An 11,276-nucleotide genomic window follows, 5' to 3' on the forward strand; every position below is an offset into this window, starting at 1 on the left:
ATTCCTTTCTGATTCCTCAAACCACTCTTCCAAATTATCCTATCAAATCACATTTTCAAACTAACCTTAATATTACCCTTTACTAAAGCACAATTAATGTAAATATTCTATCTATTCTATATCCTACTTTCTCTTAACTTTTCTCGCTATAATATATTTCCCATCCTATATTCTTACTCTGTTATATTTTGTCCAAAGATATATCTATCTTTATTTAAATACTTAGATTTACTTAAATACTTATCTAATAACATTAACTTCTTCATACTCCTACTACTTCTTACATCTGTCATATCTTATCCCCGTATATCTTGCCCCTGTTATACTCTATTTAAATGTAATCTTGATTCTCTTCTTTATCACTGATTACACTCCCAGTATTTCATATCTTAATTTTTCTAATAATTCATATACTAAAATTTTTAAAGAAGGTGATTTATATTGAAAGAATACTCAAACTCTCCAAAGCTAGAAATTTTAAAAAGTGCCCAAGCTGGTGATGAATCTGCCAAGCTTTGTATCATAAATAAATATGAAAAACTAATCTTAAAATACTCAAATTCCTATCATTTAAAGAACTATGATATTGATGACTTAATTCAAATAGGAAATATGGCTGTTCTTTATGCAATTAATAAATTTGACCTAGAAAAAGGTAACCGTTGTATTGATTCCTATATGATTAACTCCATAAAAAATGCTTACAGAAATCTTGGTAGAGAAAACATTAAGTATTCAAATGAATCTAGTCTTAATATTCTTGTTAAAACTGGTGATTACGTTAGTGAAATTATCGACTTAATTGAAGATAATATAAATATTGAAAATCTAGCTATAGACAAGGACTCTATAAAAACATTAACTGAAGCTCTAACCCACCTATCTAACTTTGAAAAAAATCTAATAAAGGAAGTTTACCTAACTCCAAAAGGCTCTTTATTAAAATATTGCAAATCAAATAACCTTTCATATAATCAAACTAGAACAAAACTAAAATCAATTCTCAAATTTCTAAAAGAATCTATAAGTTAATATCTTACCCCAAAATGTAAATTAATAAAAAGCAAAAGTCAGCATAACTCTGATTTAAAATCAAATTTACACTGACTCTTACTGTCCTCATGCTTTTTATTTAAAAGTTGCCATTTTTAAACTGAACATGCTTATTATTAAATTACCTATGACTACTAATCTCTATCTTTAAGTTTTACCAAATCCCTAAAAGCTTTTTTCTTTCCTTAATAAACTTTCCACTAAACTCTATTTCTCCATCTTCAACTAATAAATTAGAATTTTTCTTAAAATCTTCCTTATATTTTTTATCAATAGAATCTATTAAATCAAAAGCTTCTGTCATATCTGTGCTTCTGCTTTCATCTCTATGAGCATCTGACCCTATAAAGCTATAAACTCCATTTTCAAGATACTTCATAGCAAGCTTCTTAACATCTTTTCCAAAATACCCAGTTAAGCTACCTGCATTAAGCTGAAATAAAAATCCTTCTTCTATAAAATTATTAATTAACCATGGTTTCTTCAAGAACACTTTATATCTTTCTGGATGGGCTATAATTGCTACTATACCTCTTATTTGTAATTCATATATATCATTTAAAATTGCATCTATATCAAAATCCCTCATAGGAAATTCAATTAACATATATCTAGATTTATTTATTGTCCCAATAATACCATCTGTAAAATACTCTACAATTTTTTCAGTATAATAAACCTCTTGTCCTGTATAGATTTCAATATTAATATTATTCTTTTTAGCCTCTATTCTCAATTGCTCTGCACATTCCTCAATTTCACTATATTCAAAATTATAAATACCTCTTAAATAATGTGGTGTTGCAACTATTCCCTTAATTCCAATTTCCTCAGATTTTCTAAGCATATTAAGTGCCATATCCAAATTCTTTGCACCATCATCTACATTATTAATAATATGTGAATGTATATCTATCATCTTCTTTACCCCTCCTAAAACTACTGAAACCTACTACAATTAAACTTCTCCAATAAATCCTTATATAACAGTTTTATATATTATTAAACCAAACTCTTTTTATTACACTTCCATATATATATAATTATAGACAAGCTTTCAAAACTTATTCAATGATTTTTAGCTTTTTATATAAAAATTCACATTAAAGACATAATAAAAAAATAGTCTACATAAAAATGCAGACTACATCTTAACCACAATTCTTTGAAGAGAATCATTTAAATAATATTCAATAAAAACATCTTCAACTTTACTTAAATCAACGCTCTTAGAGTTTTCATAAATATTTATTATAGCTTTTAAAACATCTTTATTCTCATCTCTAAAATCATAAACACTATATCCTTCATTAATACTCCAAATAGCTATTTGAGTTGCTAAATATGCATCATCATTACTTTTAAGCCCAAGTTCTTCAGCTGATTTGCATGGATATCCTACAGCTAAAACCCTTGCTATATCCTCATTAACCTTGCCTTCAACCTCAAAAACTTCTCCAGTTGGATAATCCTTATTATCCTCTAAACAATATGCAGCTCCAACCCTTGTTAATATTCTTCTTACAGCTAAATAAAAGTCCTCATATTCTAATATACCTAAAATACTACTATCAGTTTCAATTTTTAAACTTTCTGGAACTCCAACTCTACTTGGAACCTTAATTGTAGAACAATTTACCCGTGTAGCACTTCCCCCTATAATTAAAAATATAATACCTAATAAAACTAAACTTAGAGATTTACAAAACTTCATTAATATATCACCCCTAATACTTTTCTTACTATTAGTATTATCCTAGTCAATAATTCTATACAAAACAAATTTCAAACTTTAAACTTCAAATTTTAAAATTGAAAATTTAAAATTCAAACCTCTTTACTGCAACCCTTTTAAAATTTTCTGATTACTATAGTAACCTTTAAATATCAACTACATATATTAATTATTATACAATTAAAGTAATTGCTTTTTTCATTGTTTCCTCCTTTAATATATACAATAATAAATAAAAGATACAGCATCTAGCTACGATCCAACTAAATGTTGTGTCTTTTATACTTACTACATATTATCGCCCCATATTATCGCCCCAGGGGCACACCCTATTATTTCCATTTACCTTCTTTAATAACGCTAAAAAGTAGCCATAGCCTAGATTTGCAGCATCTAAGCCATGACTACTTTTACCGTACAACTTACTATTGTTTTTGCCCCTGGGGCAAATCAATATTTTTACTCTTCGCTCTTACCAACGCCTGATAGAACTAATCCCTTGTTATGATCAAGTGCCCAGTTAATTCCCCAGTCATTTTGGAATATTATTAGGTCTCTATCTTTAAAGTCTTTAACTCTCTTAGCATCAGAAGTTAAGTTTAATCTATCAATGTCTCCATCATAGCTTTCAACCCATCTTACATATCTGAATGGAAGTCTATCCATCTTGATTTCAACATTATATTCATTCTTAAGTCTGTATTCAAGAACTTCAAATTGAAGTACCCCTACAACCCCAACTATTATTTCTTCCATACCAACATGGTTTTCTTTAAATACTTGGATTGCCCCTTCTTGAGCTATTTGAGTAACACCTTTTACGAATTGTTTTCTCTTCATAGTGTCAACTGGTCTAACTCTTGCAAAATGTTCTGGAGCGAATGTTGGAATTCCTTCAAACTTGAACTTTTTGCTTGGTGAACATAAAGTGTCTCCAATTGAGAATATACCTGGATCAAATACCCCGATAATATCTCCTGCATATGCTTCTTCAACTATTTCTCTGTTTTCAGCCATGAATTGTTGTGGTTGAGCTAATTTTAGCTTCTTTCCACCTTGCATATGGAATACATCTTCACCCTTAGTGAATTTACCTGAACATATTCTCATGAAAGCAATTCTATCTCTATGAGCCTTGTTCATGTTTGCTTGAATCTTAAATACAAATGCAGAGAACTTCTCATCAAATGGGTCAATTTCCCCAATGTTTGAGTTTCTTGCAAGTGGTGATGAAGTCATTTCTAAGAAGTTTTCAAGGAATGGCTCAACACCAAAGTTAGTTAACGCAGATCCAAAGAATACAGGAGTTAATTCACCCTTGCTTACTTTATCTAAATCAAGCTCATCTCCAGCTATATCAAGAAGTTCAATATCTTCCATTAGCTTATCATGAAGAGCTGAACCTAATATTTCTCTGAACTTTTCATCATCAACAGAACCTTCAATAGCTTCAACTTCTGTAGAACCGTGATTTCCACCATTGAATGCTATGATTCTTTGATTTACTCTATCATAAACCCCTTTAAATTCCTTACCAGAACCAATTGGCCAATTCATTGGATATGTCTTAATACCAAGTTCTGATTCAATGTCTTCTAAAAGACCAAATGGATCTTGAGCTTCTCTATCCATCTTATTTATGAATGTGAATATTGGCATTTCTCTTAAAGAACAAACATGGAATAACTTTCTTGTTTGATCTTCCACCCCTTTAGCAGCGTCAACTACCATTACAGCAGAGTCAGCAGCCATAAGAGTTCTATATGTATCCTCTGAGAAATCTTGGTGCCCTGGAGTATCAAGTATGTTTATACAGTGTCCAGCATAGTTAAATTGCATTACTGATGAAGTAACAGAAATCCCTCTTTGCTTTTCTATTTCCATCCAGTCAGAAACAGCATGTGTAGATGCTTTTCTAGCTTTAACAGAACCTGCAAGTCTAATAGCTCCTCCATATAATAAGAACTTTTCAGTTAAAGTTGTCTTACCAGCATCAGGGTGAGAAATAATTGCAAAGGTTCTTCTCTTTTTAATCTCATTTATGTAATCAGCCAATTTTGTATCCTCCTAAATTATATATACTGCCCGCGGGGCTAATCCAATAAATGGATTTGCCCCGCAGGCGCGCTATATCAAGCGTTTTTCAACACTCTTAAACACGTTTCATTTTAATTCATTAATATTATACATCATTAATGCTATTTTCTCCACATATAAATACATTATCCTGCAAAACCTTCATTACCTGCGGGGTCAATCCAAAAATTGGATTGACCCCGCAGGCAATCACATAGTTTCTATCTTACTTTCAACGTATTGTTTATATTTTTCTTTAGAGTTTTGTATTTTTCTTTCCACTCTTGTTTTTATATTTTGAATACTATTTTCTTCAACTAATAAATATATATCCAACAGCTCTATTATTTCTTCTGATGCAACATCTATCTTATATTTATTTCTCTTTGATTTGTTATTTTTATAATCCTTTATATTTGCCCTCGCATCTATATCATCTAGTATCCTATTATAACTAGACCATCTATATTCCTCTGGCAATTTAGTTATATTGGCTCTTACTGGATTTAAATGTATGTATCTACTAACTTCTAATAATTCAATGACACTTGTTATGGTATTGCTATAATATCTTCCCTGAAATAAATGACCTACACACTCATACTTATTATTAAAATACTTTGCATACATGCTACTTAATCTTCTCATAAAATAACTTGGATCATACTTATCTGTCTTTAAAAGCATATGTACATGATTTTTCATTAAACAATATGAAATTAATTTATAATTATATTCCTTATAAAAATGCAATGTATTTTTTATAAGCGATAAGTAAATATAATAATCAACCTCTTCCAAAAATATGTCTTCTTTGTGATTTCCCCTATTTGTAATATGATAACTAGCACCTGGAATCCAGATTCTTCTCTTAGTTACCAAAAAAGCACCTCCTTTTACCATAACAGTATCTAGAGTATTGCCTTATTGCGTTAATATTAAACACCCGCGGGGTCCATCCAAAAATTGGATTGACCCCGCGGGTATTTCATCTGCGGGTATTTCATCTGCAGGTATTTCATTTCTCAACTTGTACTAATCTATTATTTGATATTGCTTCCCAATAATCATAAGTGTTCCCATCACTTCCTAATAGGAACTCATTAACTTCATAATCAGGTTGTCCTTTATTCACTCTTACTAAATAAAGTTCCACTCCATCAATTTCACATTGTGCATCAGGTGATATTGCATAGTCTAGCATATCTTTAAACATATCTTTAGCCATATTACCTATTGAATCATTAACTTTTACAATCTCTTCACTCTCTGTTCTTCTACGAAGATAAATCATATAACTTTCTGCTACCTCAGTAGGATTATCATAAAATGTTGTTTTAAATTCAAAATTTTTATTTATTATTGCCTCCATTCCTGGAACGCACACTGTAATTTCCTTTGTTTCTGGATAGTAATAATATTGCTCTTCTGAAGATTCATAAACAGTTTCAAATAGATATCTATTATTACTTTCATCAAAGCTAATAAATACTATATCTTCACTTTTCATAATATTAGCAAATTCATTCTTTACAGATGTTATTATATTCTTTAATTCTGCATCATCATTCTCTTTTTTCTTTTCTTTATTTAAAGTAGCTGAAAAAAGAATAACTCCTGCTAAAGTTATTATAGCAATTATCATTATTGGCTTATTTGAATGGTTTTTCTTCTTATTATCTATATTTAACTTACGTTGATTTTCAACGCTTGTTTTTTTATCATCACTAATAATCTTTTCTTGAGTATTTGCAAGTGGCTTGGAATTTATAGGTAGTCCACATCTAGGACAATATTTTTGATTATCTAATACCTTAAATCCACAACTTGAACATATCTTCATTAAATATTTTCTCCCTCTATACAAATATATTGCTTCTAAATAACAATTAAAAATATACTCATTATATTAACTATATATAAGTTAACTTATTTACAATAACATTAATTTAGCTCCATTTTTAAGCTCTAACTCTCTTGCTGACATATTAATATTTAATATATCACCTGTTGCCCTTTCACATAAAATTGAATCATCATTTGAAATAAATAATCCATTGGATAATTCACTTATTATTTTAGAAACTAATAGTGTTATCTCATAGAATTTCAAATCCAAAGGAATATAAATTTCAAAACTTCTATTAGCAGCTGGTACTAATACATCTATTAAAATTTTATCCATATCTTATTCCCCCTGTATATCATTAATACTAGTAGTTATCTTAATTTACCGTAGGTCTTTCATCATTTTATAGCCTCATATATTTTGTTATATTTTAAGAATTAAAAAAATATTTTATATAATAAATATATTTATATTAAAGGAGAATTATTAATGAAAGTATGCTCTCATTGTGGCTTTAAAGTGCTGGATAACCAAAGGTATTGTGCAAAATGTGGTTTTCCTATAGATTCAGCTAATAGCCAAACAAATAATATTATTAATAATGAAGAAGAAACAAATGAAATTGAGAAAACCATTAGGCTAAATATTACTGATACTCATGAAAAAAAACATGTTAAAAAACCTATATTAATAATTACTGTACTATTGATATCTGTTTTAATTTTATCTGTAATTATAATGGCAATAAAGCTTTCTAATATAGATACTACTCCTAATATAGTAAATAATAAAAATACAAATGAATATGATAAATCCCAAACTAATTCTAAAACTACCAATACTACTGGAACAACCACTTCCTCTAATACTGAAAACAAATTGTCCAATGGTGAAGTTGAAATAAGTAATCAAGAAAAAACAAATAATAACAATCAATCCTCTAACTCGAAATACTAATAATCAATCATCACAAGTAAATACAGCAGAGGTTTATATAAAAAAATATTCAAATAGAGCTTTTATAATTGAAGATAGCGATAAAGTAGAACTAACTTATTCAGCTATAAACCATCTTTCTGAAGAAGAACTTTTTATTGCTCGTATGAAATGTTTGCAAGATATGGTTATACTTTTGCTCCTGGTAGCAATTTGTAAAGTTTTTTTGAAAGTAAAGATTGGTATTCTCCAAGCTCTCAAGATTTTTCTAAATTCGAATTCGATACACAAATTGAAGAAGATAATTGTAATTTAATAAAAGCATTAGAGTTTGTAAGAGCATCTGCAAATTTCTATCCACCTATAAGCTCTGATTTTGTTTTCCCAAATAGTAATAGTGTATTATTATCATCTAGTGATGTTTCTTCACTTAATAACTGGGAACTTATTATTGCTACAAATGAGATATATGCTAGATATGGCTATAGATTTTCAATATCTGAACTACAAGATCATTTTAATAGTAAATCGTGGTATGTTAATATCACTAATCCATCAAATGATATAGTTTTTAGTGATATTGAAGATGCTAATCTAAAAACCATAGTAAAAGAAAAGGATAGTAGAGTTAAGGATGCTTTAATGCATGATTTAGGTAAATAATTATATCACTATTTAATATGTTCTTTAGACAATAAAATAATTTATATAATAACTAAAAGAGAGTAGCTAGATTTGTATTTTACACAAATTTAGCTACTCTCTCAATACATCTAGTTACTCTACTTAATAACAGACCATAAGCTTATGAAATTCCTATTATGCCATCTCTAGCACTACTTACGCCACTGTTATTACTATTAATTTTATCAACACTATTATCTTTTATATTATCAATAATTTCTTTGTATTAATAGTTTTAACCTATATCATCATCACCACCTAGAACTAATTCTGAAATCTCATCTTTTAATAAATCAGTTCCTTTTTCTTTTACTACATTAACTATTGATTTTGCCATACCTTCAGCAGTTACTTCTTCTCCATCTTTAATAACTTCCCCAACATATTTTCCTGCTGCTTCTCCACTGTCAACAACTATATCTCCTATTATTTCATCCTTAAATGCACCTTTTAATTCGTCCTTAACAGAATCAACAGCTATACTCTTAGCATTCTCTATAACTCCTTCACCAACATCATAAACAAGATCTATACCAGTCTCCTTACTCTTAAGAGCTTTTTCAAATCCAGCTTTAGCAGCTCCTTTGGCTATTTTTTTACCTACACTCTTTATTTTTTCCTTTGCTACATCCCTAAATAAATTCTTAGAAACAACCTTTGTTCCAGATTTCACTACCTCTGCACCTGTTTTGTTTGCTATACCTCCTCCTACTTCACTTGCTACACCTCCACCTGCACTACTAGCTAAACCACTGACTGCAAATCCAACTGCTGCTCCGGCTACTGCCCCAACTGCAGATCCAAACATCAATCCATTTGCAAATCCATCTATAAAATTTCCACCTTTTTTTTCACTTATGATACCACTAACTACTCCAGCTGAACCCCCTACAACTGTTGCTCCTACAGCTGCACCAATTGCTATTGAGGATCCTCCTGTAACTGGTATTGCTATAATTGATACTCCAATAACAGTTACTCCAACTGCTATCTTAATAAGATTTTTATCAAATAATTTCTTCTTTTTCTTAGTCTTTTTCTTTGGTTTACTAGAGTTATCGTTACTATAATTTTCAATACCACCCATTAAGTTCTCATCAAGAACCTTTAATAATTTCACTACTGTTTTTTCTGCATTTTCATAATTAGTAGATGCAAATAATAGCAGGTATTGAATCTTTTCCATTCTCTCTTCAACTTTCAATATCCTTATTTGAAGAGAATTCATTGAATCAACTATATTTCTCTTATACTTTACTTCATAATCGAGTTGTTTTTGTATACTTTCCAAACGTTCTCTTTTATCGGCTAAATTCCTCATGTAGCTTTTTAACTGTTCTGCATTACTTCTCACAGTATTTGTATCTATTAATATTTCCATCTCATTCCCTACCAACTAGAACCGCCATTTTTCCTAGAAGAATTATTATCTAACTCTTTAGACACACTAACTATAATTTCTCCCAAATTTTCAAGCTCATTTCCTATGCTACTAAGCTCATGTTTTATACTATAAATTTCTTTTAATATAGTTGAAACTTCTACACTTCTATATTTGCTAGGCATTATATAAATTATATTCTCACACTTATTCCCTATAGTTTTTATATCATTTCCTAATATTGAAACTTTTCTTCCATTGTTTATATTTTTTGAAGCATCAAACATTATAAACAATCACTCCCTTTAAGCCCTTAATGTATACTTAAACCTTTAAAATTTATTTATTCATCCAGGGCCTATACCTTCATTAAAATATTTATATATAACTAATAACTCTTAATATATTTATTTCAAATTTTCTTCTACAAATTTAACTTCCTCATCATCTCTATATCCTAAATAATAAACTTTGTCTATTTGGTCATGATTAAATAAGTACATAAATTCCTCATTTATATTTCCTTCAGGATATAAACAAGCTAAATAATCCCATTCTTTCCCTGTTTCTATATGAATTTGCTTTCTTCCATAAATCATCACTCTTTTAGTTCCATTTTTCAATAAAACCACTGATCCAATTGGTAAATATTTATCCATTAAGCATATCTCCTTTATTCTCCATATAATTTATTTATAAAAAAAAATATAGTTGAAATATATTATTAAAATCAGTAATATTCCTTTACATACCTAATTTAAATAACATATTCAACTATTTAATCTGATGTACTCTAATAATTATTATTCAAATGCACTTGCATTGCTATTTATGCTAGATTCAGCATTTGTATATGAATCAACTGTAGTTTCTAAAAATGTCCCATAAGAATCAATAATCTTTCTACATTCTTGGAATTTTGATTCTAATTTATTGAAGTTTGTTCTTATTGTGCTTGAAGCCTGACTTTGCCAAGTTGACTCTAAAGAATTCATTTCCTTTTTAATATCATCAAGCCTTGTTGCTAATTGGCTATTTAATGCTTTTATAGTTTTTGCAGTTGCACGAACTTCCTCTAAATTAATATTAATTCCTTCTATACTCATTTATATATCACCCCACCACTAATTTGTTAATGTCTTAGCTTTATTTACTACTTCTTCTTGAGTATTTTTATATATCTTTGCACTTTGCTTCAAAAATGTTGAATAATCATCTAGAAGCTTCTTTATTTGATTTAAATCCTCTCTAAAGCCTTGAATTTGGGTTGTATAAGCAATATTATCTGCACCTTGCCATGCTTTTTCCATTGCTTCTACTTCTGTAAATAATTGCTTATATAATTTTGCATAATCTGCTGCTTGCTGCTCCATTTTATTTGCAGCCATTTCTAACTTGCTTGGATCTACCATAATTTTTGCCATATAACCACTCCCTTTGTACTTATAAAATTTATATATATTTTTTTGATATATCATAATAAGCTTTAATTAAACTTTACATAAATCAATCCCATCCTAATTAATGCAATGATATTTAATTAGTTTAATTTAATGATATTT

The 11,276-nt window shown here is 29.0% G+C and carries 14 protein-coding genes; 3 read left to right on the plus strand and 11 right to left on the minus strand.

Features of this window, described 5'->3' with window-relative positions; translation table 11 throughout:
- Positions 1-441 precede the first annotated feature (441 nt).
- Entirely contained in the window at positions 442-1,032 is a 591-nt protein-coding gene (locus HMPREF0216_RS01745) for a sigma-70 family RNA polymerase sigma factor (RefSeq protein ID WP_005210423.1), read from the plus strand.
- Between the two features lie 175 nt (positions 1,033-1,207).
- On the opposite strand, the gene HMPREF0216_RS01750 is transcribed toward HMPREF0216_RS01745, so the two are convergent.
- The 6 genes from HMPREF0216_RS01750 to HMPREF0216_RS01775 form a co-directional block, all read right to left on the minus strand.
- Positions 1,208-1,972 carry a tyrosine-protein phosphatase gene (locus tag HMPREF0216_RS01750; RefSeq protein WP_005210424.1) on the minus strand — a complete coding sequence of 255 codons (765 nt, stop codon included), beginning with the start codon at positions 1,970-1,972 and terminating at the stop codon, positions 1,208-1,210.
- 225 nt (positions 1,973-2,197) lie between these two features.
- On the minus strand, positions 2,198-2,767 hold the full coding sequence (locus HMPREF0216_RS01755) for a thioester domain-containing protein (RefSeq protein WP_005210431.1): 570 nt from the start codon (positions 2,765-2,767) through the stop codon (positions 2,198-2,200).
- 480 nt (positions 2,768-3,247) lie between these two features.
- On the minus strand, positions 3,248-4,843 hold the full coding sequence (locus HMPREF0216_RS01760; RefSeq protein WP_005210434.1) for a peptide chain release factor 3: 1,596 nt from the start codon (positions 4,841-4,843) through the stop codon (positions 3,248-3,250).
- A gap of 231 nt (positions 4,844-5,074) precedes the next feature.
- Positions 5,075-5,746, minus strand: a complete 672-nt coding sequence (locus HMPREF0216_RS01765; RefSeq protein WP_169317565.1) for a transposase — start codon at positions 5,744-5,746, stop codon at positions 5,075-5,077.
- A gap of 136 nt (positions 5,747-5,882) precedes the next feature.
- A complete protein-coding gene (locus HMPREF0216_RS01770) occupies positions 5,883-6,707 on the minus strand; it encodes a zinc-ribbon domain-containing protein (RefSeq protein ID WP_005210438.1) in 825 nt (274 codons plus the stop codon).
- Between the two features lie 90 nt (positions 6,708-6,797).
- Positions 6,798-7,049: a hypothetical protein gene (locus HMPREF0216_RS01775; protein ID WP_005210439.1), complete on the minus strand. Its 252-nt coding sequence runs from the start codon at positions 7,047-7,049 to the stop codon at positions 6,798-6,800.
- A gap of 153 nt (positions 7,050-7,202) precedes the next feature.
- On the opposite strand from HMPREF0216_RS01775, the gene HMPREF0216_RS01780 reads away from it, so the two are divergent.
- On the plus strand, positions 7,203-7,670 hold the full coding sequence (locus HMPREF0216_RS01780) for a zinc-ribbon domain-containing protein (protein WP_005210441.1): 468 nt from the start codon (positions 7,203-7,205) through the stop codon (positions 7,668-7,670).
- A gap of 342 nt (positions 7,671-8,012) precedes the next feature.
- Positions 8,013-8,312, plus strand: a complete 300-nt coding sequence (locus HMPREF0216_RS18225) for a YARHG domain-containing protein (protein WP_423219165.1) — start codon at positions 8,013-8,015, stop codon at positions 8,310-8,312.
- A 256-nt stretch (positions 8,313-8,568) separates the two neighbouring features.
- Here the strand turns inward: HMPREF0216_RS18225 and HMPREF0216_RS01785 are convergent, their stop codons facing one another.
- The 5 genes from HMPREF0216_RS01785 to HMPREF0216_RS01805 form a co-directional block, all read right to left on the minus strand.
- Entirely contained in the window at positions 8,569-9,714 is a 1,146-nt protein-coding gene (locus tag HMPREF0216_RS01785) for a hypothetical protein (protein ID WP_005210442.1), read from the minus strand.
- An 8-nt stretch (positions 9,715-9,722) separates the two neighbouring features.
- The gene (locus HMPREF0216_RS01790) at positions 9,723-10,001 is read right to left on the minus strand and encodes a hypothetical protein (RefSeq protein ID WP_005210444.1); all 279 of its coding nucleotides are present in this window, start codon (positions 9,999-10,001) and stop codon (positions 9,723-9,725) included.
- A gap of 120 nt (positions 10,002-10,121) precedes the next feature.
- Positions 10,122-10,373, minus strand: coding sequence for a DUF4176 domain-containing protein (locus HMPREF0216_RS01795; RefSeq protein ID WP_005210446.1), 252 nt, complete (start codon positions 10,371-10,373; stop codon positions 10,122-10,124).
- A 144-nt stretch (positions 10,374-10,517) separates the two neighbouring features.
- Positions 10,518-10,820, minus strand: a complete 303-nt coding sequence (locus HMPREF0216_RS01800) for a pore-forming ESAT-6 family protein (RefSeq protein ID WP_005210448.1) — start codon at positions 10,818-10,820, stop codon at positions 10,518-10,520.
- 18 nt (positions 10,821-10,838) lie between these two features.
- Complete coding sequence (locus tag HMPREF0216_RS01805; RefSeq protein WP_040418520.1) at positions 10,839-11,138, minus strand: WXG100 family type VII secretion target; 300 nt, start codon at positions 11,136-11,138, stop codon at positions 10,839-10,841.
- Positions 11,139-11,276 lie beyond the last annotated feature (138 nt).

The organism is Clostridium celatum DSM 1785, assembly GCF_000320405.1.
GTDB classification, from domain to species: domain Bacteria; phylum Bacillota; class Clostridia; order Clostridiales; family Clostridiaceae; genus Clostridium; species Clostridium celatum.

Coding starts and splice junctions, on each gene's coding strand:
- HMPREF0216_RS01750 (WP_005210424.1), bottom strand. CDS start 1,972: ATGATAGATATACATTCACATATTATTAATAATGTAGATGATGGTGCA.
- HMPREF0216_RS01755 (WP_005210431.1), bottom strand. CDS start 2,767: ATGAAGTTTTGTAAATCTCTAAGTTTAGTTTTATTAGGTATTATATTT.
- HMPREF0216_RS01770 (WP_005210438.1), bottom strand. CDS start 6,707: ATGAAGATATGTTCAAGTTGTGGATTTAAGGTATTAGATAATCAAAAA.
- HMPREF0216_RS01775 (WP_005210439.1), bottom strand. CDS start 7,049: ATGGATAAAATTTTAATAGATGTATTAGTACCAGCTGCTAATAGAAGT.
- HMPREF0216_RS01780 (WP_005210441.1), top strand. CDS start 7,203: ATGAAAGTATGCTCTCATTGTGGCTTTAAAGTGCTGGATAACCAAAGG.
- HMPREF0216_RS01785 (WP_005210442.1), bottom strand. CDS start 9,714: ATGGAAATATTAATAGATACAAATACTGTGAGAAGTAATGCAGAACAG.
- HMPREF0216_RS01790 (WP_005210444.1), bottom strand. CDS start 10,001: ATGTTTGATGCTTCAAAAAATATAAACAATGGAAGAAAAGTTTCAATA.
- HMPREF0216_RS01795 (WP_005210446.1), bottom strand. CDS start 10,373: ATGGATAAATATTTACCAATTGGATCAGTGGTTTTATTGAAAAATGGA.
- HMPREF0216_RS01800 (WP_005210448.1), bottom strand. CDS start 10,820: ATGAGTATAGAAGGAATTAATATTAATTTAGAGGAAGTTCGTGCAACT.
- HMPREF0216_RS01805 (WP_040418520.1), bottom strand. CDS start 11,138: ATGGCAAAAATTATGGTAGATCCAAGCAAGTTAGAAATGGCTGCAAAT.